The sequence below is a fragment of the Tepidibacter formicigenes DSM 15518 genome, from assembly GCF_900142235.1.
GTDB lineage: Bacteria > Bacillota > Clostridia > Peptostreptococcales > Peptostreptococcaceae > Tepidibacter > Tepidibacter formicigenes.
This window is the reverse complement of the sequence record NZ_FRAE01000033.1, coordinates 1-24,896: the sequence shown is the minus strand read 5'-3', so window position 1 is coordinate 24,896 and position 24,896 is coordinate 1. Positions and strand designations below refer to the sequence as shown.

General features: G+C 28.1%; 26 protein-coding genes, 1 tRNA gene and 2 rRNA genes. 23 read left to right on the top strand and 6 right to left on the bottom strand.

Annotation, left to right across the window (positions count from 1 at the left end):
• The 12 genes from BUA77_RS07780 to rsmI form a co-directional block, all read left to right on the top strand.
• Nucleotides 1-193 (top strand): 23S ribosomal RNA (locus BUA77_RS07780); the annotation flags it as partial.
• A 35-nt stretch (nt 194-228) separates the two neighbouring features.
• Nucleotides 229-302: transfer RNA gene (locus BUA77_RS07775), tRNA-Gly, on the top strand.
• Nucleotides 303-309: 7 nt separating this feature from the next.
• Nucleotides 310-426: ribosomal RNA gene (gene rrf / locus BUA77_RS07770) — 5S ribosomal RNA — on the top strand.
• Between the two features lie 210 nt (nt 427-636).
• Nucleotides 637-2,232 carry a methyl-accepting chemotaxis protein gene (locus tag BUA77_RS07765; RefSeq protein WP_072888928.1) on the top strand — a complete coding sequence of 532 codons (1,596 nt, stop codon included), beginning with the start codon at nt 637-639 and terminating at the stop codon, nt 2,230-2,232.
• Nucleotides 2,233-2,660: 428 nt separating this feature from the next.
• Nucleotides 2,661-2,864 (top strand): DUF378 domain-containing protein, encoded by a 204-nt coding sequence (locus BUA77_RS07760; RefSeq protein WP_072888926.1) that lies wholly within the window; start codon nt 2,661-2,663, stop codon nt 2,862-2,864.
• Between the two features lie 88 nt (nt 2,865-2,952).
• Entirely contained in the window at nt 2,953-3,132 is a 180-nt protein-coding gene (locus BUA77_RS07755; protein WP_072888925.1) for a sigma factor G inhibitor Gin, read from the top strand.
• A 229-nt stretch (nt 3,133-3,361) separates the two neighbouring features.
• On the top strand, nt 3,362-4,777 hold the full coding sequence (locus BUA77_RS07750; protein WP_242939100.1) for an aminotransferase class I/II-fold pyridoxal phosphate-dependent enzyme: 1,416 nt from the start codon (nt 3,362-3,364) through the stop codon (nt 4,775-4,777).
• 10 nt (nt 4,778-4,787) lie between these two features.
• Nucleotides 4,788-5,411, top strand: coding sequence for a dTMP kinase (gene tmk / locus BUA77_RS07745; RefSeq protein ID WP_072888924.1), 624 nt, complete (start codon nt 4,788-4,790; stop codon nt 5,409-5,411).
• A 2-nt stretch (nt 5,412-5,413) separates the two neighbouring features.
• Nucleotides 5,414-6,352 carry a DNA polymerase III subunit gene (locus BUA77_RS07740; protein ID WP_072888923.1) on the top strand — a complete coding sequence of 313 codons (939 nt, stop codon included), beginning with the start codon at nt 5,414-5,416 and terminating at the stop codon, nt 6,350-6,352.
• Nucleotides 6,349-7,236, top strand: a complete 888-nt coding sequence (locus BUA77_RS07735; protein ID WP_072888922.1) for a PSP1 domain-containing protein — start codon at nt 6,349-6,351, stop codon at nt 7,234-7,236. Before BUA77_RS07740 ends, BUA77_RS07735 begins: the two co-directional genes overlap by 4 nt.
• Before the next feature lie 74 nt (nt 7,237-7,310).
• On the top strand, nt 7,311-8,063 hold the full coding sequence (locus tag BUA77_RS07730) for a tRNA1(Val) (adenine(37)-N6)-methyltransferase (protein ID WP_072888921.1): 753 nt from the start codon (nt 7,311-7,313) through the stop codon (nt 8,061-8,063).
• A complete protein-coding gene (gene rsmI, locus BUA77_RS07725) occupies nt 8,064-8,897 on the top strand; it encodes a 16S rRNA (cytidine(1402)-2'-O)-methyltransferase (protein WP_072888920.1) in 834 nt (277 codons plus the stop codon). It abuts the gene before it with no gap.
• 33 nt (nt 8,898-8,930) lie between these two features.
• On the opposite strand, the gene BUA77_RS07720 is transcribed toward rsmI, so the two are convergent.
• Nucleotides 8,931-9,176, bottom strand: coding sequence for an AbrB/MazE/SpoVT family DNA-binding domain-containing protein (locus tag BUA77_RS07720; RefSeq protein ID WP_072888919.1), 246 nt, complete (start codon nt 9,174-9,176; stop codon nt 8,931-8,933).
• Between the two features lie 145 nt (nt 9,177-9,321).
• On the opposite strand from BUA77_RS07720, the gene BUA77_RS07715 reads away from it, so the two are divergent.
• From BUA77_RS07715 to BUA77_RS07705, 3 genes are read left to right on the top strand one after another with little or no spacing between them, the layout of a single operon-like run.
• The gene (locus BUA77_RS07715; protein ID WP_072888918.1) at nt 9,322-10,269 is read left to right on the top strand and encodes a DNA double-strand break repair nuclease NurA; all 948 of its coding nucleotides are present in this window, start codon (nt 9,322-9,324) and stop codon (nt 10,267-10,269) included.
• A 25-nt stretch (nt 10,270-10,294) separates the two neighbouring features.
• The gene (locus tag BUA77_RS07710; RefSeq protein ID WP_072888916.1) at nt 10,295-12,139 is read left to right on the top strand and encodes an ATP-binding protein; all 1,845 of its coding nucleotides are present in this window, start codon (nt 10,295-10,297) and stop codon (nt 12,137-12,139) included.
• Nucleotides 12,140-12,150: 11 nt separating this feature from the next.
• On the top strand, nt 12,151-13,044 hold the full coding sequence (locus BUA77_RS07705; protein ID WP_084605623.1) for an HD domain-containing protein: 894 nt from the start codon (nt 12,151-12,153) through the stop codon (nt 13,042-13,044).
• A gap of 100 nt (nt 13,045-13,144) precedes the next feature.
• On the opposite strand, the gene BUA77_RS07700 is transcribed toward BUA77_RS07705, so the two are convergent.
• Nucleotides 13,145-13,330, bottom strand: a complete 186-nt coding sequence (locus BUA77_RS07700) for an H-type small acid-soluble spore protein (protein ID WP_072888914.1) — start codon at nt 13,328-13,330, stop codon at nt 13,145-13,147.
• Nucleotides 13,331-13,637: 307 nt separating this feature from the next.
• Between BUA77_RS07700 and BUA77_RS07695 the strand changes: the two genes are divergently transcribed.
• From BUA77_RS07695 to BUA77_RS07680, 4 genes are read left to right on the top strand one after another with little or no spacing between them, the layout of a single operon-like run.
• The gene (locus tag BUA77_RS07695) at nt 13,638-15,005 is read left to right on the top strand and encodes an oxaloacetate decarboxylase subunit alpha (protein ID WP_072888912.1); all 1,368 of its coding nucleotides are present in this window, start codon (nt 13,638-13,640) and stop codon (nt 15,003-15,005) included.
• 12 nt (nt 15,006-15,017) lie between these two features.
• Complete coding sequence (locus tag BUA77_RS07690; protein ID WP_072888910.1) at nt 15,018-15,329, top strand: OadG family protein; 312 nt, start codon at nt 15,018-15,020, stop codon at nt 15,327-15,329.
• A 13-nt stretch (nt 15,330-15,342) separates the two neighbouring features.
• Nucleotides 15,343-15,705: a biotin/lipoyl-containing protein gene (locus BUA77_RS07685; RefSeq protein ID WP_072888908.1), complete on the top strand. Its 363-nt coding sequence runs from the start codon at nt 15,343-15,345 to the stop codon at nt 15,703-15,705.
• 26 nt (nt 15,706-15,731) lie between these two features.
• Nucleotides 15,732-16,844, top strand: coding sequence for a sodium ion-translocating decarboxylase subunit beta (locus BUA77_RS07680; protein WP_072888906.1), 1,113 nt, complete (start codon nt 15,732-15,734; stop codon nt 16,842-16,844).
• A gap of 62 nt (nt 16,845-16,906) precedes the next feature.
• Here BUA77_RS07680 and BUA77_RS07675 read toward each other — a convergent pair whose 3' ends face one another.
• The 4 genes from BUA77_RS07675 to BUA77_RS07660 all read right to left on the bottom strand — a co-directional run bounded on the left by BUA77_RS07675 (nt 16,907) and on the right by BUA77_RS07660 (nt 20,880).
• On the bottom strand, nt 16,907-17,335 hold the full coding sequence (locus BUA77_RS07675) for an Lrp/AsnC family transcriptional regulator (protein ID WP_072888904.1): 429 nt from the start codon (nt 17,333-17,335) through the stop codon (nt 16,907-16,909).
• Nucleotides 17,336-17,455: 120 nt separating this feature from the next.
• Nucleotides 17,456-18,511: a polysaccharide deacetylase family protein gene (locus tag BUA77_RS07670; RefSeq protein WP_084605621.1), complete on the bottom strand. Its 1,056-nt coding sequence runs from the start codon at nt 18,509-18,511 to the stop codon at nt 17,456-17,458.
• Between the two features lie 14 nt (nt 18,512-18,525).
• Nucleotides 18,526-19,983, bottom strand: a complete 1,458-nt coding sequence (locus BUA77_RS07665) for a putative glycoside hydrolase (RefSeq protein ID WP_072888902.1) — start codon at nt 19,981-19,983, stop codon at nt 18,526-18,528.
• Nucleotides 19,984-20,205: 222 nt separating this feature from the next.
• Complete coding sequence (locus tag BUA77_RS07660; protein WP_072888900.1) at nt 20,206-20,880, bottom strand: TetR/AcrR family transcriptional regulator; 675 nt, start codon at nt 20,878-20,880, stop codon at nt 20,206-20,208.
• A gap of 442 nt (nt 20,881-21,322) precedes the next feature.
• Between BUA77_RS07660 and BUA77_RS07655 the strand changes: the two genes are divergently transcribed.
• From BUA77_RS07655 to grdA, 4 genes are all read left to right on the top strand, one after another.
• Nucleotides 21,323-22,648 carry a glycine/sarcosine/betaine reductase component B subunit gene (locus BUA77_RS07655; protein ID WP_072888898.1) on the top strand — a complete coding sequence of 442 codons (1,326 nt, stop codon included), beginning with the start codon at nt 21,323-21,325 and terminating at the stop codon, nt 22,646-22,648.
• 14 nt (nt 22,649-22,662) lie between these two features.
• Nucleotides 22,663-23,973, top strand: coding sequence for a betaine reductase selenoprotein B (grdH, locus tag BUA77_RS07650; RefSeq protein ID WP_084605620.1), 1,311 nt, complete (start codon nt 22,663-22,665; stop codon nt 23,971-23,973).
• A 23-nt stretch (nt 23,974-23,996) separates the two neighbouring features.
• Nucleotides 23,997-24,314, top strand: a complete 318-nt coding sequence (gene trxA, locus BUA77_RS07640; RefSeq protein ID WP_072888893.1) for a thioredoxin TrxA — start codon at nt 23,997-23,999, stop codon at nt 24,312-24,314.
• 68 nt (nt 24,315-24,382) lie between these two features.
• Nucleotides 24,383-24,859: a glycine/sarcosine/betaine reductase complex selenoprotein A gene (gene grdA / locus BUA77_RS07635; RefSeq protein WP_084605619.1), complete on the top strand. Its 477-nt coding sequence runs from the start codon at nt 24,383-24,385 to the stop codon at nt 24,857-24,859.
• Nucleotides 24,860-24,896: the final 37 nt, after the last annotated feature.

The following is a 24,896-nucleotide window of genomic DNA, read 5'->3' as shown; positions in this document are numbered from 1 at the left end:
CCAGTGGCATAGCTGGGTAGCTATGTATGGAATGGATAAGCGCTGAAAGCATCTAAGCGCGAAGCCAACCTCAAGATAAGATTTCCCACCGTAAGGGTAAGACCCCAGAAAGACTATCTGGTTGATAGGTCCAAGGTGTAAGCTCAGTAATGAGTTCAGCTTATGGATACTAATAGGTCGAGGACTTGACCTAGTATTAATCTGTTCAGTTTTGAAAGTATTAAATATGCGGGTGTAGCTCAGTGGTAGAGTTCCGGCCTTCCAAGCCGGCTGCGAGGGTTCGACTCCCTTCACCCGCTCCAATACATATGTGGTTATAATAGCAAGGAGGATACACCTGTTCCCATTCCGAACACAGAAGTTAAGCTCCTTAGCGCCGATGGTACTTGGAGGGAAGTCTCCTGGGAGAGTAGGACGTGGCCACGTGAAAAAAAGACTGTCAAATGACAGTCTTTTTTTAGTATATAGGAAATTTAAGCAACGGAATCGATAGATTCGTTGGCGACATGAGCCATGCGATAGTTTGAAGTGAATTTTTTTAAATCAATTAAAATTTTCAATAAGATATTGAGTTTTATATGAAATATATATAAAATTAGAATATAGCTATAAAAATACATGAAGGAAGGTAGCAAAATGAAAAACTTAAATATTTTAATAAGTACAATTTTAGGTACATTGGTTATTTATTTTATAAAAAGATTTGATGGGATATATTTTTTTATAGGAGTATTTATATTTCTGTTTATATTAAATACAATATCTAATGTAATATTTAATAATACGAAGATATCTAAAGAAGATTTAGAAAAATCTGAAATGTTAAAGCAGAGAAATTTAAATCAAAAATTTAGCTTTAAATTAGGGGAATTAGGAGAAAATTTAAACAAATTCTTACATGATGTAAGGATAATAATAGGAAATGTATATTCACTTTCTCAAAGACTAAATGAAAATACAAATGTAATTTCTCAAAATGTATATAATAATTCTTTAGCTTTTGAAGAAATATTAACATCTATTGATGATTTGTCAAAAACAATAAATTCTCAAACTGAAGAAGTGAAAAAACTAGAATTTACATCTGATAAGTTGTTTGAATGTGCAAACATATCAAAAACTAATTCTAAAAGAGCTATGAATGAAGTTGAAAATATGAATGAAGCAATTAAACAAAGTAAAGAAGTTTTTGCAAAGGTTATAGAAGTTTTAAAACACAGCAAAAATGTTGGAAATGATATGGCTAATGAAATAGTAAATCTTACTCATGAAGTAAAGGATATATACAATATAATAGATGAAGTAGAAAATATTTCGAGAAAAACTAATTTATTAGCTTTAAATGCGGCAATTGAAGCAGCAAGAGCAGGAGAATCTGGAAAAGGTTTTGCAGTTGTAGCACAGGAAATTAGAAATCTTGCAGTTCAATCTTCAAGTTCTGTAGGAAAAATATCAAACATAATAAATTTAGTTACTGAAAAAATAATGGTTATATCTACTAAAATACAAGATGAGATGAGTTTGGTAAATAAAGATATAAGCATAGCAGACGAGTCTGTAGTTTCATTAGGTAATATATACAATAAATCTGAACAAGTAATAAAAGATGTTAAAAATATATATGATAGTTCTATAGAACAGTTAGAATTAACTCAAGAAGTCAATCAAATTATAAAGGATTTTACTTTGATAGTAGATACAACAAATCAAGTATCATTTAGGATAAATGAAGAAAGCATGGAGCATTCATCAGCTATACAATCTATAGCATCATCTGTTTCAGAACTTGAAACTATGGCTCAAGATACATTTGGATACATGAGAAAATATCTAGATAGCTTTAAGTTAACTAGTCAAATGAATGAAAGAATAGATGAATCTTTTAAGATTTTAAAAGATATAGCTCAAAATAAAAATATTTTAGAAAAATCTTATGGATTAGATTTTAGGAAAAAATTAAAGGAAATAGTTAATTCAAAACCTTATTTTGAAGTTATTTGTGCATTAAATAATGAAGGGTACAGTACTGTTTCCAATATAGATGAAGAAGATTTTGTATATAATTTTAAACATAGAAAATATTTCAAAGAAGGGATTTTGGGGAAAGAATTTAAATCTGAACCATATATTTCAACAGATACTGGAAACTATTGTGTAGCTATTTCTGTACCTATAAAAGACGAAAAAAATAATATAGTTGGAGTAATTATGGCAGATGTAATTTTAAATTAAAGAAGCATTTAATATGCTTCTTTTTTGTTATAATGAATAGGAAATTATATTCCTATTTAAATTGTGGATAAATATAAATTCCGTTATGAATTTCAAAAAAGTCTACATTTAAAATCTTTAGAATGAAGACTTTTTTATTTTTATTTCCAGGGAAATTTTTTTCAATAAATTATATTTTATACATTATATTTACTTTTAAGCATAAAAGTAGAGCATATTTTTTCTGATATATTTGAAATACTATTAATGAGTAAATTTTTTTATAACGAATAGGAAATTATATTCCTCTTTAAATTGTGGATAAATATAATTTTCGTTATGAGTTTTAAGCAACGGAATTCGTTAGAATTCGTTGGCGCCATGAAATTTCAAAAAAGTTTACATTTAAAATTTTTAGAATAAAGACTTTTTTATAAGGAGTGAAAAAAATGAAAAGACTAGCTCTTATATTAGTTATAATAGGAGCACTAAATTGGGGATTAATAGGATTATTAAGATTTGATTTAGTTGCTACTTTATTTGGAGGAGCTGCTTCTTGGATAAGCAGAACAATATATATTTTAGTTGGTATTGCTGGTATTTATGCTGTAACTTTATTATTTAAAGATAGAGAAGGAAGAGAAACTACCTAAGAAATAGAAGGGAAAATCCCTTCTATTTTTTAGTATTAAGTAAGAAAAATAAGGAAATAATAACAAATAAAAGAAAGGAGATGAAAAAATGAAAAAGGAACAAATCTGTTATATATGCAATGAAGAGTGTGAAGATGGAATAGAAATTTTGGGAAGTTATATATGTAAAGCTTGCGAGCAAGAGATGATAAATGAAGATGCAAGTGAACTTAAAATGGAGTATTATAGAAGTAAAATAAAAAGTCTTTGGAGGAATAATTTATCTTAAACTTGTAAAGCTATACGGTAAGTATAGCTTTTTTGTTATAATGAATAGGAAATTATATAGCTTATTAATTTATAATTTTATAATTTTATAATTTTCGTTATGAATTTTAAGCAACGGAATTCGTTAGAATTCGTTGGCGCCATGAAATTTCAACAAAATCTACTTTAATAGTATTTTTAGAATAGATTTTGTTATAATGAATAGGAAATGTTTAATTGGAGGAAAATTTATGAATGATATGCCGGTATTTAATGTATTAGATGAAATTATTGATAAAGATATAGTTTCTTTTCATGTTCCAGGACATAAAAAAGGAAGTATATTTGAAAAAGTAAATTATAGAAAATATAAAGACAAGATAGGTAATATGGATACAACTGAAATACCAGGGACTGATAATCTTCACAGTCCAGAAGGTGTAATAAAAAAATCTCAAGAAATAGCATCAAATGTATTTAAAAGTGATTATACTTTTTTTTTGGTAAATGGTTCAACTTGTGGCATATATGCTTCAATTATGTCAGTATGCAATCCTAAAGATAAAATAATAGTAAATAGAGACTGTCATCAATCAGTTGTAAATTCTTGCATATTAGGGGATATAGAACCAATATATGTAAATCCTAATATAGATTTAAATTTAGGAATATCTCTAGGCGTATCTTATGAGGAGATAAAGAAAGTAATTGATAATAATAAAGATGCAAAAGCAGTACTTATAACATCTCCTACTTATTATGGAGTAAGTCTTGATGTAAAGAAAATAGCAGATTATGTACATAGTAAAGGCAAAATTTTAATAGTGGATGAAGCTCATGGTGCACATTTAGGACTTAGTGATAAACTACCAAAGAAATCTCTTGAGCTTGGAGCAGATATAGTTATTCAAAGTACTCATAAAACACTACCATCCTTTACCCAATCATCAATGCTTCATGTTAAAGAAAAAAGAGTTAATATAGATAAATTGAAATCATTTTTAAAAATAGTTCAATCATCATCTCCTTCTTACATATTAATGTCATCTCTTGAAATGGCAGTTAATATATATATAAATTATGGTAAAGAATTGATGAATGAATTAATAGAAAATATAAATAGTGTCATAAATTTTATAGATAATCTTAAAAATATAAAAGTATTTAAATATAAGCACCAAGATATAACAAAATTATATATTATAACTAAAGAGCTTAAAAAAAGTGGATATGAAGTAGAAAATATATTAAGGGATAAATATAACATACAAGTGGAACTATCAAATTCTTATGGTATATTATTAGTATGTAGCATTGGAAATACTAATAATGATTTTAAAAAATTAAAAAAAGCATTAAATGAAATAGATAATGAAATAGGAAATGAAAATTTAATAGAAATAAATTACCCAACTAATATACCAAAAAAAATATTAAACCCAAGAGATGCTTTTTACTTAGATAAAAAAAGCATAAGAATAGAAGAATCTATAGGAAAAATTTGCGGAGAATATATAATTCCATATCCACCAGGAATAAGTATACTATCTCCTGGAGAAGAAATAACTAAAGAAGTTATAGATTATATAAAAAAATCTAAAGAAATAGGAATGAATATTACAGGTATTAAAGATACAAACTTAAATTACATACAAGTAATAGACTAGAGGTGATATTTTGAAGGGATTATTTATAACTATTGAAGGGCCAGATGGTTCGGGAAAATCTACACAGATAAAGCTTTTAAAAGAGCATTTAGAAAATAAAGGATATGATGTTTTACTAACTAGAGAACCAGGAGGAACTAATATTAGTGAAAAAATAAGAAATATAATATTAGATAAAGAAAATAAAAGTATGCATCCAAAAACTGAAGCCTTATTATATGCTGCATCAAGAGCTCAGCATGTAGAACAGCTTATAAAACCAGCATTAAATGATGGAAAAATTGTAATATGTGATAGATTTGTAGATTCAAGTCTTGTATATCAAGGATTAGGAAGGGATTTAGGAATAGATAATATATATAATCTTAATTTATTTGCAATGGGAGATGTAATTCCAAATCTTACATTATTATTTGATATAGACATGACTGTAGCGAAGAAGAGAAAAGAGAATAGAGGAAATTTAGACAGATTAGAAAGTGAAGAAGATTTTTTTCATAAAAAAGTATTTAATGGATACAAGGAATTAAAAAATTTATATCCTGATAGAATACAATTAGTTAAAGCAGATGATTCTATCAAGGAAGTTCATGAAAGAATAATAAATATGATAGATGAGTTTTTGGAGAGATAGATATGTACTTTAAAAATATAATTGGACAAGATACAGCCAAAAGATTTATTATAAATTCTATAAAAAAAGATAGAATAAGTCATGCTTATTTATTTGAAGGGCCTAGTGGTGTTGGTAAAAAAACTTTTGCCATGGAATTTAGTAAGATATTATTGGATACAAATAATTTAGAAAATAGTCCTGATTTTAAATTATTAGAGCCTCAAGGGTCATCATTTAAAATAAATCAGATAAGAAATATGCACTCAGATATAATAGTAAGGCCATATAAAAATAAAAAAATATATATATTAGATGATAGTGATAAAATGACTGTTCAGGCTCAAAATGCTCTTTTAAAAACTCTAGAAGAACCTCCAGAATATGCTGTTTTAATATTAATTGCTAAGAATAGTGCAACTATTTTAGATACCATAAAGTCTAGATGTGAAATTATAAAATTTTCACCACTACCTTTAATAGGTATAGAAAATTATCTAATAAATTATAAAAATATAGATAAAGATAAAGCTAAGGTTTTATCTTCATTTTCAATGGGAATATTATCTAATGCTTTAGAATTACTAAATTCCGAAGAATTTAATAAAAAAAGAGAAGAAATAGAAAACTATATAAATATAATGATATCTAAAAATGTAGTAGATATACTTAATATAAATTCAAGCTTAGAAAATAATAAAGAAGATATAAATAATATATTGGATATTTTAACTACATATTTTAGAGATATACTACTTATAAAAGAAAATGTAAATGAAAATATTATTATAAATATAGATAAGATAAATTTTTTGCAAGATTTAAGTAAAAAACTTACCTATTCCCAAATTTCAAGTATTATTGATATAATAGAGGAAACTAAGAAAAAACTTATGAGTAATTGCAATTTCAATTTGGCAATTGGTGTAATGGTTTTAAATATACATGAGGTGATTAAATGATAAAGGTTGTAGGAATTAGATTTAAAAAAGCAGGGAAAATATATTATTTTGATCCATTAGACTTTATAGTAGAAAAAGATATAGATGTTATAGTAGAAACTGCAAGAGGGCTTGAATATGGGAAGATAATAGTAGGGCCTAAGGAAGTTACGGAAGATGAAATAATATATCCTCTAAAACCTATAGTTAGAATAGCTACAGATGAAGATAAATCTATATATAAGGAGAATAAAGAAAAGGCAAAAGAAGCATTCGATATTTGCTTAGAAAAAATAAAGCAACATGACCTTGATATGTATTTAATAGATTCTGAATATACATTTGATAGAAATAAGCTCATTTTTTACTTTACAGCAGAGGGTAGAGTAGATTTTAGAGAGCTTGTTAAGGATTTAGCTGCTATATTTAAAACTAGAATAGAATTAAGGCAAATAGGAGTAAGAGATGAAGCAAAATCTATAGGAGGACTAGGTCCTTGTGGAAGACCTCTTTGCTGTGCTACGTGGCTTGGAGATTTTCAGCCTGTTTCTATTAAGATGGCTAAAGATCAAGAACTTTCACTTAATCCTACAAAAATATCAGGTATATGTGGAAGACTTTTTTGTTGCTTAAAGTATGAACATAATACTTATAGTGAAATACTCGAAAAAATGCCAACTGTATCATCAATAGTAATTACTCCTGATGGAAAAGGAAAAGTAGTAGAGGTAAATACGCTTGGAGAACAAGTAAAGGTTGAGCTAGAAAATAAAAGACAAAGAGAGATAAAAAAATATAATATTCATGAGATTAAAATAATAGAAGAAAGTAAAAAATGTGGAGGATGTTGTAATAGCTGTAAAGACGAAGAAATACCAGAGGAATTAAAACAGCTTGAAGATTAGTATATTAACCCATAGATTAAATAATCTATGGGTTAACTATCGTAAACTGTTATATGAGAAAAAGGAGAGTAAAAATGGATATAATACTAAAGAAGACTGAAAGAATAGATGACCTTCAAATAAAGGGACTAAAAATAATTCAAGATAAAGAAGGGTTTTGCTTTGGAATAGATGCAGTACTACTTTCTAATTTTACAAGCATAAAAAATAATTCAAAAGTTGCAGATTTAGGTACAGGAACAGGTATAATACCAATAATTATTGCTGGTAAAAGTAAAGCTAAAGAAATAATAGGAATTGAAATTCAAGAAGAAGTAGCTAATATGGCAAAAAGATCTGTAAAACTAAATAACTTACAAGATAGAGTAAAAATAATAAATGATGATTTGAAAAATATAGAAAATATTTTAGAAGTTAACACCTTTCATGTTGTGACTTCAAATCCTCCATATATGCATCCACAAGGACTTAAAAATCGTAATGATAAAAAAGCAATATCAAGACATGAAATAATGTGCAATCTAGAAGATGTAATTAAAGCTGCATCAAGGCTTCTAATGCACCATGGCAAATTTTATATGGTTCACAGACCTGTAAGACTTGCAGATATTATAACTCTATCTAGAAGATACAAATTAGAACCAAAGGTTATACAATTTATTCATCCAAAAGTAGGAAAAGCTCCAAATCTTATGCTTGTTCAATTTACAAAGGCAGGAAAGGCAGAACTTAAAATATTAGATCCTCTGTATGTTTACAAGGAAGATGGAGATTATACTGATGAAATAAAAGAAATTTATGCAAAAGAAGATATAGGAGAGGTTTAAATGAAGGGAAAGCTTTTTGTATGTGCAACTCCAATAGGAAATTTAGAAGATATAACAATAAGAACACTTAATGTATTAAAGGAAGTTGATTTAATTGCTGCAGAAGATACTAGACATAGTATAAAGCTTTTAAATTATTTTAATATATCAAAACCACTAACTAGCTATCATGAACATAATAAAGAAACTAAAGGAAGAGTAATAATAGATAAAATTTTATCGGGAGAAAATGTTGCTATTATTACTGATGCAGGGATGCCAGGTATTTCAGACCCTGGAGAAGATATTATAAAAATTGCAATAAATGAAGGAATAGATGTAGAGGTACTACCTGGAGCTACAGCTTTTGTAACTGCACTTGTAGGTTCAGGACTTTTTACAAGAAAATTTGCATTTGAAGGATTTTTAGATAGAGATAAAAAAAATAGAAAAAAAGAATTAGAAGATTTAAAATATGAAAAGAGAACACTTATATTTTATGAATCCCCACATAGATTAAAAAATACACTTGAAGATATGCTTAGTATATTAGGAAATAGAAATATATGCATATCTAGAGAACTAACTAAAAAATATGAAGAAATAATACGAAGTAATATAGAGGATAGTATAAAAATTTTCAAAAGTAGAGAAATAAAAGGAGAATTTGTACTTATAGTAGAAGGATTTAATGGAGAAGTAGAAAAAATAAATAATAATGATGATTTGGATATAAGAGAGTATGTAATTAAACTTATAGATGAAGGAATGAGTAAAAAAGATGCAATAAAATATGTTGCAAAAGAAAGAAAGCTGCATAAAAATGAAGTGTATCAAGAGGTTTTAGATATATAAAAAAGTCCCAGTAATGGGACTTTTAAAATAGAATTATTTCATTTGAGATAATTTATCTATGCAAGAAGGGCAAATGTTCTTACCTTCAAAATGTTTTACATCCTTTGCATCTCCGCAGAATACACAAGCTGGTTCATATTTTTTTAATATTATACTTTCTCCATCAACATATATTTCTAATGCATCTTTTTCTGCTATATTTAGTGTTCTTCTTAATTCTATAGGTATAACAACTCTTCCTAACTCATCAACTTTTCTTACTATTCCAGTAGATTTCACAGCAATACCTCCTATGTAGTGTTTTTATAACAATTTTCGACAATTTGTATATTAAAATAATAGCAGGTTTGGCAATAAAAGTCAACGAAAACTATTTAAATTTAAATAGAATTAACATAAAATTAACATAAGGGGATGAATTAAATTGGAATTAAATAATAATTTGATTAATAATTTTAAAAAAATTAATTTACAACTTAAAAATAAATATAAACCTATAAAAGACATAGGAACAAGAAAAATAAGAGATATTTTAGATATAAAGAAAACTAAAAAGCTTAGTCAAAATGAGCTAAAAAAAATTAGAAATAGAGGAGATATAATAGGGGTAGATGGAAGTAAAAATAAGATAGGAAATTTATATCCACATTATTTAATGGCTATACAATCTCTTGCTAAACCTATGGATTTTAGCAAAGACCCTATTTTTAAATCAATAGTATATTCACCCTTAATTGACAATACAGATTTAAAAGAATCAGAAGATAAAGAAAAAAATATTATGGCAAAGCTTGAGGTAGAAGTAGCTCTTGAATCTATAGAAAAACATAATCCTTATATATTAATGATGGATGGATCTTTAATGACTTATAGAATAAAATGTTCTTATGAATGGGAAAAACTAAAAAAAACAGCTCTTAATAACAATGTATTGTTAATAGGTGTAATAGAGGAAATAAAAACAAAAGAAATGGGAAATTTTTTAAAAGAAGAAATAAATATTAGTGAAGATATATATGATAAGGAAATATTATTTGGACTTTTAAAGGAAGGAGAATATATAAGTATAAATTCTAAAAAATCTAAAAAAAATGAAGAGGCAATAGCTTCTTGTTTTTTAAGAACATCAACTGATCCAAATGTTATAGGGATAGATTTTTTAGAGGATCAAAGAGATTATATTGATGAAATTTGCAATGTAGTATATACTTTAACACCAAAAAGTTCTAGAGGTATACCTATATGGCTTGATATAGTAGATAAAGAAGTTAAAATTTCTAATGAAATGATGAATGCTTTAGTTGAAACCTATATAGATAAAGAATTAGTAGATTTATTTTTAAAACCTAAAAGAGAAAACAGAAGTTTATAAATTAAAATAGAAGGGAGAAATAAATATGCAAGTTGTGGGATTTACTACTCAGCAGGAGGTAACTGTTGTAACAAAGATAAGGCCCTTTAAGATAAATGAAATAATAGTTATAGAGGATAATTACCAAAATGACCAGCTTGGAGAAGTATTTGAGACAATGTCATATAATAGATATATACCCTTAAATGTAAATGGGGGATTAATAGATTCAAGTGTTTTAAATGCCCTTAATCAGCTTGGATATAAAGTTGGAGAAGAAACAATACATTTAGCTAAGGTAAGACTTCTTGAAGAAGCTGATTATCCAATTTGTACAGGAGCTAAGGTTAGAAAGCCAGAATTTTTTGAAGTAAAAAACTTATTTATAAAATGTAAATCAGATGAAGGACTATTATTAGGTGAAGTAAAATCTACAGAAGATATGGCAGATAGCATGGATGATAATTTAAAAGATATTTTTTGCATATGGGATAAAAGTGGGATAAGAAATCAAAGGGGAATACCGTTTATATTTGATATAAAAAAGATGCAGCAGTATCCTCATATAGGGATATTTGGAGGATCTGGTTCTGGAAAAAGCTTTGGAACAAGGGTAATTCTTGAAGAAATTATGAAATTAAATATTCCAACTATAATACTTGATCCACATTTTGAAATGGATTTTTCAAATAAGTGTCCTGATTTAGATGAAAAATATTTAACTGATTTTAAAGATAAATTCAGTATATATCAAATAGGAGTTCATGTAGGAGTAAAATTTGAGGACTTAGATAAAAATGAGCTTAAAAAGCTATTATCAGCATCAGGTAGTTTAACAGATTCTATGAGTAATGTTATAGATACTCTTTATAAAAAGAGAGATACTTATCTTACTTTTTCAAAAAGACTTGATTACTTAGCTGAGGGTCACAGGCTTGGTTCAGAGAAAAAAATATATGATAAAATAATTAATTCTTCAAATCCATATGAAGAAGAAAAATATAAAGAAATACAAAAACTATTTTTAGAATATAATACCAAGTGTCCAGGTGCCTCTGTAAGTGGTATAATATGGAGGCTTAACAGACTTTATAATGAAGGAATTTTTTCAAAGGATATAGATCCAATAGAAGATGGATTAAAAAATGGAAAGCTTATAGTTATACAAGGAGATATGAGGCTTATACAAGTATTTTCAACGTATCTTTTAAACAGGCTTTATCATAAAAGAAGAGATTACAAAGATTCTAAATATAAAGAAATAGAAAATGCTGAATTTTTTCCACCTTTTATAATCGTTACAGATGAAGCGCATAATTTTGCCCCAAAAGGTTATGATTCACCTTCAAAGGGTATAATAAAAGAAATAGCTCAAGAGGGTAGAAAATATGGAGTATTTTTAATACTTGCAACTCAAAGACCAACCCTTCTTGATGAAACTGTTACAGCACAGCTAAATACTAAATTTGTATTTAGGACTGTAAGAGCTTCAGATATAGCAACTATAAAGGAAGAAACAGATATAAGTGCAGATGAAGCAAAGAGACTTCCTTATTTAAGATCTGGAGATACATTCATATCTTCGGCAATAATAGGAAGAACTATACCTGTTAGAATAAGAATGGCTAAAAGCACAAGTCCTCATACTGAAAATCCATTTGATGAGCTTTCTTTATTTATAGAAGAATCTAAAAATAAAGTATATAACTTAATAAAGGATAAGCTACCTATAAGAGAAATAGCCCTTGAGGATGTTTTAATAACACTTGAGCAAAATGATGTAAAAATGGATGTATCTAAGTTAAAGGATGAGCTTGATAGACTTGTAAATGATAAAAGACTAGTTAAAAAAGAAACCATATTTGGAGCATCGTATGAGGATGCAAATTAGGAGTGGTTGTATTGACTGAAATTTTTGATTTAAATAATAAAACTATAAAACATACAAGTGATGATATATTTAAAAAAGAACCAATAAATATGATAAAAGCTGTAACCTTAATGTCTCAGCTTGAATTTGATATAGATGAAGAAACACAAAAATTAATAAGAGAGAATTCAAGCTTATTAAAATCAGTATCACCTGAAAAAATGAGAGATGAGATATTTAAAATATTAAAAAGTAATAAAAGTTACTATTATATAAATTTAATGGACAAACATCTTAATATATTAGACAAGATATTTCCAGAAATAATACCTATGAAGAGTGTAGGAGAATGTAAATATCATGTTGTAGATGCTTTAACACATTCAATATATACTTTAAAAATAGCAGAAAGTGTTATAAATCTAGATGGATTTTTTGAAAATCATATAAAAAAGGAATATGAGAAACATTGTCTTGAAAAGATAGAAAAAAATAGAACTAGACTTGATCTTATAAAGCTTGGAGCGTTATTTCATGATGTAGGAAAGCCAAGATCTAAAAAGGTTGATGAAACTGGAAGAGTTAGATTTAAAGGACATGAAATTGTAGGAGCACAGATTATAAAGGACATAGCGAATAGGTTCAAACTTACAGATAAAGAAAAATATATTCTTTATAAATATGTAGCTCTTCATATGTGGCCTCTTGTAGTTTATAAAAAAAATGATGTATCAGGAAAAATGCTTAATAAGATGTTTTTAGATACTAAAGATGAAACCCTTGATATATTATTAATAGGGTATTCTGATATTGTTGCAACAAGAAAATTATTAAATCCACATGAAGATATGGGAATGTTTAAAGTTCATATAGAATATATAGCTAATAATTATATAACTAGATATAAAGGGGTTGTTTCAAGATAGAAAGTAAAAAGCGAATTCTTTTGAATTCGCTTTTTGTGTATAATTTATGCAAACAAAAAAATTAATGTAAGCATACTCAGATTTAGAGTTATAGCCTACTTTATATATTTTCATTTTCAACTAAATCTAAAATAGGAACTTCCATTCTTTTATCATTATTTAAACTTCTTATATAAGCAGTTTCAGTTTCGCTATAAACATGTTCAATCCATATGGGTTCATTTTTGTAAAGAACTTCGATTGTATCATTAGATTGTACTATTTCCTTAGCTCTTCTTATAAACATAAAAACACCTCCTTAGATTATTATTAACTAATATATTTTAAAATAAACATTTGTATTATTAACTTAATTTATTAAGGTAAATTCAGTTAATACTTTCAAATTTAAGGAGCTTTAAAGGGGATTAAGAAAAATAAGTAAAATGAAAATAAAAACTTAAATAATAAATGAATTTATCTTTAAAGCCTTTTTTAATCACTGTACATGTGTGAAATATCTTGTTAAAATAATGGTGAAATTATATAACATATGAGAATTTCTGAAAAAATAAAGATTTAAAATTAAAGTTTATTATAAAGAGGTGGATATTGTGAATAGACTTAAAATAACGGAAACAGCACTAAGAGATGCTCATCAATCCCTTATAGCAACAAGGCTTACAACTGATGAGATACTTCCAATACTTGAAGTTATGGACGAAGTAGGATATCATGCTATGGAAGTATGGGGAGGAGCGACATTTGATGCATGTCTTAGATTTTTAAATGAAGACCCATGGCAAAGACTAAGAGAAATAAGAAAAAGAGTAAAAAAAACTAAACTTCAAATGCTTTTAAGAGGTCAAAATCTTTTAGGATATAAGCATTATCCAGATGATATAGTTGAAAAATTCATACAAAAATCTATAGAAAATGGTATAGATATAATTCGTGTATTTGATGCTTTAAATGATGTAAGAAATCTGGAAACTTCAATAAAAACTATAAAAAAAGAAAAAGCACATTGTCAGTGTGCTATATCTTATACAACAAGTAAAGTTCACACATTAGATTATTATATAGGCTTAATAAAACAAATGGAAAGCCTTGGAACGGACTCTATATGTATAAAAGATATGGCAGGGATACTTACTCCTTATAAAGCTTATGAACTTATAAGTAAAATAAAGGAAAATACAAAGCTTCCAATTGAGCTTCATACTCACTGCACTAGCGGAATTGCTGAAATGACATATATGAAGGCAGTAGAAGCCGGAGTTGATATTATAGATACTGCTATTTCACCTTTTTCAGGAGGAACTTCACAACCTCCTACAGAGTCATTAGCCATAGTACTTTCAGAAAGTGAAAGAAACCCTATGCTTAATATAAAAGTACTTAATGATATAGCATTATATTTTAAGCAAATAAAGGAAAAGTACTTAGAAAGTGGAGTTTTAAATCCTAAAGTATTAAGTACTGAACCTAAAACTTTAAGTTATCAAGTTCCAGGAGGAATGCTTTCAAACCTTTTATCTCAGCTTAAAATGCAAAATGCAGCAGATAAATATGAAGAAGTTTTAGCAGAGGTTCCAAGAGTTAGAGAAGACTTAGGATTTCCACCACTTGTAACTCCTCTTAGTCAAATGGTAGGAACTCAAGCAGTATTCAATATTTTAATAGGAGAAAGATACAAGATGGTTCCTAAGGAGATAAAAGATTATGTAAGAGGTCTTTATGGAAAATCACCAGCTCCTATAAAAGAAGAAATAAAGAAAAAAATTATAGGAGATGAAGAAGTTATAACTATAAGACCAGCAGATCTTTTAGAACCTGGATTTGAAAATGTAAAAGAAGAAATACAAGGTCTATATAAAAGTGAAGAAGATATTTTATCATACGCTCTTTTTCCTCAAGTTGCAAAGAGCTTCTTAGAAAATAGAAAAGATGATGTTTGTAATATAGAAGTTATTATGTAAGGAGGTAATATTATGGAAAATATAACTATTTTAGAATCTATAAAAATTACTTTTTTAAGTATGAGTATAGTATTTATAAGTCTTTTGGTAATTTCTCAAATTTTAGAATTATTTAAAGTTGTTTTTTATAAAAAAGATTTACAAAAACAAAACTCTAAAGACTTAGAAGCAGCAGTTACTATATCAAAAGATAATAAGTATGAAGAAATTAACAAACTAGATGAAGAAATAGACCTTGTAGCAGCACTTACAGCTGCAGTTTTAGCAAGCAACAACCATAATAATTCAAAAATTAGAATTAAGAGTATAAAAAGGGTAGCTTAAGGAGGATTATAATATGAAAAAATACAGAATAAGTTTAAATGGAAAAACTTATGAAGTTGAAGTAGAGGAAATAAATGAAGTAAATGATAAAGTAGAAGCTAAAGAACCATCAAAAACAGTAGAAAAAGTAACACCTATTACACAAAAGAAAACTTCCTCTCAAGGAGAGGATGTAAAAGCTCCAATGCCTGGTAATATTATTTCTATTAATGTAAATGAAGGAGATAATGTTAAATCAGGAGAAGTACTTCTTATTTTAGAAGCTATGAAGATGGAAAATGAAATAGTTGCCCCAGTTGATGGAAAAATATCTTCCATAAATATATCAAAGGGAGCAAGTGTAGCAGCTGGAGATGTTTTAATTACTATCTCATAAATACACAAACAAAGGAAGTGATTAATATGCTAAAAATGCTGCAAAGTTTTTGGTTTTCAACTGGATTTTCAGCAATGACATATAAAGAATTTATTATGATTATAATATCATTCATATTTTTATACTTAGCTATAAAAAAAGGTTATGAGCCCTATTTGTTAATCCCAATATCTTTTGGAATGCTTTTAGTAAATTTACCAAAAGCTGATTTAATGAAAGACAGTGGACTACTACATTATTTATACATGGGAACAAAGCTTGGAATTTATCCACCATTAATATTTTTATGTGTTGGAGCAAGTACTGATTTTGGACCACTTATTGCAAATCCAAAAAGTATTTTATTAGGAGCAGCTGCACAGTTTGGAATATTCTTTGCATTTATAGGAGCTATACTTCTAGGATTTACTGGTCCAGAGGCTGCATCAATTGGTATAATTGGAGGAGCTGATGGACCTACTGCAATATATCTTACAAGTCAACTTGCAAAAGATCTCTTAGGACCTATAGCACTTGCAGCTTATTCATATATGGCTTTAGTTCCTATTATTCAGCCTCCTATTATAAGGCTTTTAACTACAAAAGAAGAAAGAATGGTTAAAATGGAGCAGTTAAGACCTGTATCTAAAAAAGAAAAAGTTATATTTCCAATTATAGTAGCGGTTTTTACTATTTTACTTTTACCATCTTCTGCACCTTTAATAGGTATGCTTATGTTTGGAAATCTAATTAAAGAATCAGAAGTAGTTCCAAAACTTGTTGAAACTGCTCAAAATTCAATGATGTACATAATAACAATTGTTTTAGGTCTTACGGTTGGGGCAAAAGCAGATGCAAATACTGTTATATCTCTTCAAACACTTGGAATAATAGCACTTGGGCTTACGGCTTTTTCTATAGGAACGGCATCTGGAGTTATATTTGGGAAGGTTATGTATAAATTAAGTAAAGGAAAAATAAATCCTATGATAGGAGCAGCAGGAGTTTCAGCTGTACCAATGTCAGCAAGAGTTGTACAAAAGATGGGAGTAGAAGAAAATCCTTCAAACTTTCTTTTAATGCACGCCATGGGACCTAATGTTGCAGGAGTTATAGGATCAGCTGTTGCAGCAGGAATACTTCTTAATATTTTTAAATAAAATTAAAGCTATATATTCTCCTTAATGAGAATGTATAGCTTTTTATTTAAGTAATGTGAATCTTATAGTATAGATTTTGATTCGATAGGGGAAGAAAGAATTATATATGTTTGAGTATGTCCAACTTGTTTTATAGTATCGATTAATTTTTCTAAATCATCCATACTTTCTACTAGAACTTTTAAAATAAGGCAGTCTTGACCAGTTATATGATGGCATTCTATTATACTGTTGCAGTTATTTGCAAAATCTAAGAACTCAGTATATTTATCCGCGGGAAGGCCTATATTTATAAAAGCATTTATATTTTTATTTAGTTTTTTAGGATTAATTACAGCTTTATATCCTTCTATTATTCCACATTCTTCTAGTCTCTTAACTCTTTCAGAAACAGCAGGAGAAGTTAGACCTACTATTTTTCCTAAGTCTTTCATTGAAATTCTTCCATCCTTTTGGAGAACTTCTATAATCTTATAATCTGTAACATCCATAACTCAACCTCCATTTTAAAAATAGGTAAAAGTAAGTTTGATTTTATAATAATAAAGCAATATCATTATATCATTTTTTTAATAAAAACAAAATTCCCAATAATATTGGGAATTTTAAAATTAATAAGTAATTATCTTTTTATCAACTATATTTTTATTTATTACATCTTTGTAATTTTTAGGTATAGCTATTGTATTAGAATCTCCATCACTTATAAATTTAACTTCTTTTCCTTCATCGAATTTTTTTATCCAATCATATATTCCAACTCCGTCTACATTTACTTCGCTGGCTCTTACTCTATGAATTTTAGAAGAATCAAAATTTTTATGATAAGGAGATTTATATGGGTCCCATCCTACTAATAATATTGCTTTATTTTCATAGTTTATAGAATTATAAATTCCTTTAACAGAATATACATAATTTTCTTCTTTAGGTTTACCTCCAAATGGAAGAGCTAAAGTATTTACATCATAATTAGGTATATATTTTTGTATAAGTTCTATTTCTTTTCCTATTGCATTTTGTATTTTATTTTTATCTACTTTAGAAAGATCAGTATGATTTAAAGTATGGTTTCCTATATCATATCCATTATCTATTAAGAATTTAAGCTTATATTCAACATATTCTGGTTGATTAAATATATTAGAGTTTAAAAAGAATGTTGCTGTTGTATTAAAATCTGGATGATTTTTTTTAAATTCTTCTAAAATTCCAATAGCGCAATTTGGATCAATTTTTACTTCTCCATTTTCCTCATAAACTCTAAAATTATTTTCATTTCCATCATCGAATGTTATTACAACTGGAGTAAATCCAGCTTGAGTATTAATATTTCCAGTTGTATAGTCTATAAGTCTTATTGCTCTATACCCTTTTTCATATAAAGTATTTAAATCTTTTTTGAAGTTATCAGGAGTCCTTGTCCATGTAGCTTCTTTTTCTCCTATGTTATGATACATAAGAACCATTATTTTTCCTAATTCATTAGGTTTTATTTTTTCATAGTCAATTTTATTTTCTATATTATCTTTATTCTCATCTTTTACTATTTCCTGTTTTGTTTCATCAATTTCAGATTCTTTTAAAGATTCATTTGAAGGCTTATTTGTGCACCCTGTTACCATGAATATTAATAATATCAAAAATATAGAAATTTTCTTTCTCATATTTTCTCCTCCAATTATTCAAAGCTGTATTTATTTCCTGCATTCCATAATATATACTCATCTATTCCGTTATCATTTAAAGCTTTAATTTGAGCTTTAACCTCATTTTCATTGTATTTTATATGTCCTCTAACCCAAGAAGCAGTAAAATCTTGTATCCAAGGTCTAATAGTAGCAGGGGTATCTATATTTTTATTTCTTTTAATGGAATCTTTTGCACTTTGGAAAACTGTTTCATAAGGATGTGCATCTGGAATATCAAGTCCATAAACAGTATTTCCATAGTGACTTGGATACATCATAGGACAAACATAATCTACAACATTACTTACAGCTTCCCAGTATTGACCTAGACCCATATCATCTGTAACAGAAGCTACAAGACCAAATATATCTGCACTAATATAGACATTTTCTTTAGAAATATTTTCTCTAGCATATTTTAAAAAGCTCTGAATAGTTTGAGGTTTACTTATATCCCCATTATTATTTCTATAGTCAAGCTTTGCATCTAACTTTCCTCCATTAGATGCAGGAAAACGAACATAGTCAAATTGAATTTCATTAAAACCAATTTTTGCAGCTTCTTTAGCTACTTGAATGTCATAATCCCAAAGATTTCTGTCGTGAGGAGATGCCCATCTTAGCTTATCTTTACTTACAAAAGCTTCACCTGTAGTTTTATCCATAATAGCTCTTTCAGGATAATACTGAGTATAAGTAGGGTCTTTGAAGGTAACAATTCTAGCTATTAAATATATATCATTTTCTTTTAATTTTTTAACTAAATTTTTCATATCTCTTTTTGATATTGCTTTTTCGTTAGCTATTGGAGCATATTTTTGGGCTGCATCTGTTTTAAACAACATTTTCCCATAATCATCTTTTACATCTATTACAAAAGCATTAATTTCACTTTTTTTAGAAAGCTCAATAAGCTTTTCAAGTCTTTCTCCTATTGCAGAATGAATTGTTAGATATATTCCTTTTACTTTTTTTCTTTTATTATTAGGGTATTCAAATGTTTTTTCTTGAGGAGAAAAATCAATTCCTTTTAATTTATCACTTAAAATTTCTTCTCTAGTTTTTACAACATAATTAGAAGAAATCCATCCTATTTTATTTTCATCTTGTTCATTAATAAATTTAACTCTATACCAAGTTGATATAATTTCACCATTATCATCTTTTTCTTCATGTTCACCTAGAATTATAACTTTATTAAACTTTTTAAGTTTATCTATAATATTCGATTTTTTTGTTGGATTTTCTCTAACATTTAACTCTGATGGCTTTACATAAAAAATATTTTCTTCTTTTTTAATTTTTTCCTTAACTTCTTGTTTATTATTTTTTCCTACTATAGGCTTTTCGGTTACTGCTGGATTTTTTAAAGAATTGTTGTTACATCCTATTAAAAGCTCTAGAGTAATAACAATTATTGTTATAAAAATTACGTATCTTTTCTTCATATAAAGACGTCCTTTCTTATAGCTTTGTATAATTTTATTTTAATATAAATATTTGTCATTTAATAGGGTATATTATCGAAACCATAAATTTTTATAGTAAAAACAAATCGTATAATTACATATTTAGTTTTTATCAAATTAAAGAATAATAACAAGGGAAGTTATGGAATATAAAAAAATGCAAGATTACTAAAGTAACTTGCATTTTGGAAGAATAAGAAACTACAATGATATTTTATTACTTTCTTTAAGATAACCATTAAAACATACCTTAATATATTTCATTGTTTTTCTTACTAAACCATCAATAGGTTCATCAACTTCTTTTTCCATAACTTTAGAAAGCATACCTTTATAAATGAACATAAACATTTCGTTAATTTCAAAAATATTTTCTTTATCTATGAATCCTTCCTTAACACAATCTTCTAACAAAACAAGAGCACGATCATAAATATTGCTCTTTAAAAGCATTGTTGAAATATTGTGAGTTGAAGAAGCTAGTTCTTGTGGATAAATTTCATAATACTCTTGTATATAATCATTAATAGAATTATTTAATTTAGCAAAGAAAATTGAATAATAAATTTTGGGATCTTTAAATGAGTAATAACAGAAGCATTCCCACACTAAAAGTGTTTTGTCTAATGCATTTTTTGAGTCTTTAATATAATTAGGCAAGCTTTCTGTATATGGTCTAATAAATTTCATTGAAGCTAGAAATATTAAATGGTCTAGATTCTCAAAATAATTATATAAAGTTGCACTATTATAACCTGATATACTAGCAACCTTTCTAATGGTAACTCCATCAATTCCCTCTTTTTCGATAATTTCAGATGCAGCATCTATAAAACAGTTTAGCATTCTATTTCTTTTTACTTTTTTACTTTCCATAACTACCCCCTAATAATCTACATAAAGTATACAAATACAATAATACTATAATAAATAATAATATGCAAAAGCAAGATGATGGTAACAAAAATACACAATACTACTTAAAATTCAACAAATCAATTATGAAAAATATAATATAATTATAAAAAACATAAAATACATAGATAGATTTTATAATGTCGAAAAGTTTTATAAAAAAAATCTATAATCATGATTGAAAGATAATCATGATTATGTTATCATGATTGTAAGTTAATTAATTAACATTTTACTAGTGTTCGACTTAATAAAATTTATTATGACAAATAATAAAAGATATAGCTTGTATGTAGATTAAATTTTTTACATTCAAATGTTCGAAAATTAATAATGTTTTTTATAATGTCAATTCCCTGAACATTTTGAATATTATCACTTAAAATGAAAGGAGTGTTAAGTAGTGAAATTAGAAATTGGTAATTTTCATGTTAAAGACATTGTATTTGGAGATAAGACATCTTATGAAAATGGAATTCTAACAATTAATAAAGAAGAAGCTCTAGCTTTTGTTAAGGAAGATGAACATATTATTGAAGCAGATATAAAAATTGTTAAGCCTGGGGAAAACGTTCGCCTAGTTCCTGTTAAAGAAGCAATTGAACCAAGAGTTAAAGTAAATGGAGATCCTTTATTTCCAGGAGTTACAGGAGATATTGTAAAAGCTGGAAATGGAAGAACACATGCATTAAAAGGATGTAGTGTACTAGTTGTAGGACAGCACTGGGGAGGATTCCAAGATGGATTAATAGATATGAGTGGAGAAGGAGCTAAATACACTTATTTCTCTCAACTTAAAAATATAGTTTTAGTTGCAGATACTGATGAAGATTTTGAAAAAAGAGAGCAGCAAAAGAAAAACCGTGCTTTAAGATGGGCTGGTATGAGACTTGCTGAATACATAGGTAATGCTGTAAAAGAATTAGAGCCTGAAGAAATAGAAACATATGAATTAGAACCAGTAAGTAAGCGTACAAAAGAGGTAAACGATTTACCAAGTGTAGTATTTGTTATGCAGTGTCAATCACAAATGGAAGAGATGGGATATAATGATTTAGTTTATGGATGGGATATGAATCATTTTGTACCAACTTTTATGCATCCAAATGAAGTATTAGATGGAGCATTTATTTCTGGAAGCTTTATGCCGTGCTCATCTAAATGGTCAACATATGACTTTCAAAACTTCCCAGCTATTAAGAGGTTATATCAAGAACATGGAAAAACAATTAACTTCTTAGGAGTAATAGCATCAAACTTAAATGTTGCTCTAGAACAAAAAGAGAGATCAGCTTTATTTGTATCTCAAATTGCAAAATCATTAGGTGCAGATGCAGCAATAGTTGCTGAAGAAGGATATGGAAATCCAGATGCAGACTTTATAGCTTGTATAGTAGCACTTGAAAATGAAGGAATTAAAACTGTTGGACTTACAAATGAATGTACAGGTAGAGATGGACAATCTCAACCATTAGTTACACTTGATGAAAAAGCTGATGCTATAGTTTCTTGTGGTAATGTATCAGAATTAATAAAACTTCCACCAATGGAAACTGTAATAGGAGAACTTGAGTCTTTAGCAAGAGATGGATTATCTGGTGGATGGGCACATGATGAAATATTAGGATCATCTGTAAAAGAAGATGGATCTATAATAATGGAAAATAACTCAATGTTCTGTGGTGATCAAGTTACTGGATGGTCTCCAAAGACAATGAAAGAATTTTAGGGAGGTGTACTAAGATGAAAAAAGCAATACTTTATGTAAACCAATTTTTCGGACAAATTGGTGGAGAAGATAAAGCTGATTTTGTTCCTGAAATTAGAGAAGGCTTAGTAGGACCTGCTATGGAACTTAACAAGCAATTAGATGCACAGGTTACCCACACTATTATATGTGGAGATAATTTTATGGGTTCTAATGAAGAAGAAGCAGTAAAAATGATATTAGGATTCTTAGAAGATAAAGAATTTGATATATTCTTTGCAGGACCAGCATTCCAGGCAGGTAGATATGGAAATGCTTGTGGAGTTATATGTAAGGCTGTAAAGGAAAAGTTTAATGTTCCAGTTATATCTTCTATGCACATAGAAAATCCTGGAGTTGAAATGTTTAAAAAAGAAGTAGTAATATTCCCTGGTGGAAAAAGTGCTGCTGCAATGAGAAAAGATATAAAGAAAATGGCTACATATGCAAATAAAATATTAAATGGAGAAAAATTAGGAACGGCTGAAGAAGAAGGATACTTCTTAAGAGGAATTAGACATCAATATTGGTTAGAAGATGCAAAACCAGCATCTGAGCGTGTTGTTGAAATGCTTCTTAAGAAAATAAATGGAGAAGAATTTAAAAGTGAGCTTCCTATTCCAAAATTAGATAGAGTAGAAATAGCTCCTCCAATAAAAGATTTAAGCAAAGCTACCATAGCTTTTGCAACTACTGGGGGTATAGTACCAGTTGATAATCCAGATAGAATACAATCTGCTTCTGCAACTAGATGGGGAAGATATAGTATAGAAGGAATGGAAAGATTAGAAGCTGGAGTATTCAAAACAATACATGCAGGATTTGACCCAGCTGCAGCTGATGCTGATCCTAATGTTATAGTTCCAATTGACTCATTAAGAGTTTATGAAAAAGAAGGAAAAATCGGTAAGCTTCATGAGTACTTCTATACAACTGTTGGAACAGGAACTACTCAAGCAGAAGCTTCTAGAATGGGTAAAGAAATGGTAGAATACTTCAAAAAAGAAGGTGTAGATGCAGTTATATTATCTTCTACGTGAGGTACTTGTACACGTTGCGGTGCAACGATAGTAAAAGAAATTGAAAGAGCTGGAATACCTATTGTTCAAATGGCAAACTTAATACCAGTTGCTAAAACTGTAGGATCAAACAAAATGGTTCCAACTATATCAATACCTTATCCATTAGGAGATCCATCTACTAGTAAAGAAGAGCAGTGGAAATTAAGACATCATAGAGTTGGTGTAGCACTAGATGCATTAACTGATGATGCTAAAGAGCAAACTGTTTATAAAGTTAAGATATAGATTTATTAAAAGGAGAGATTTAGATGCTAGCTTTAGATAAGAATACATTTGAAGAAGAAGTTTTAAAGCATGAAGGTGTAGTATTAGTAGATTTTTGGAGTGAAAGCTGTGAGCCTTGTAAGGCACTTATGCCAAGTGTTGTAGAATTATCAGAAAAATATGGTGATAATTTAAAGTTTGCAAAGCTGGATACTTCAAAAGCTAGAAGACTTGCTATAAAGCAAAAAGTTTTAGGACTTCCAACTATAGCTATCTATAAAGATGGAGAAAAAGTTGAAGAGTTAACTAAAGATGATGCAACAGCTGAAAATATAGAAGCAATGATTAAAAAATACATTTAATAAAGTTTATAATCTATTTAAGTTAATTATAGATTTAAATAAAATTAAAAAAGAAAGGATGTATGATCATGGGATTATATGATGGTAAAAAAGTCATCATAATTGGTGACAGAGATGGTATACCAGGCCCAGCGATGGAAGAGTGCCTTAAAGGTACTGGGGCTGAAGTAGTTTTCTCATCAACTGAGTGTTTTGTCTGAACTGCTGCAGGAGCTATGGACCTAGAAAATCAACAAAGAGTTAAGGATTTAACTGAAAAGCATGGAGCTGAAAATATTGTTGTTCTTTTAGGTGCCGCTGAAGCTGAAGCTGCTGGTCTAGCAGCGGAAACAGTAACTGCAGGAGATCCAACTTTTGCAGGACCACTTGCAGGTGTTGAACTTGGACTTAGAGTATATCATGCAGTAGAGCCTCAATTCAAAGGTGAGGTAGATGAATCTGTATATGAAGATCAAATTGGTATGATGGAAATGGTTCTTGAAGTAGATGAAATCATAGAAGAAATGAAAAATATAAGAGAAGAATTCTGTAAATTTAACGACTAAATAAAAATAAAGGAGTGATAGGGTTTATCACTCCTTT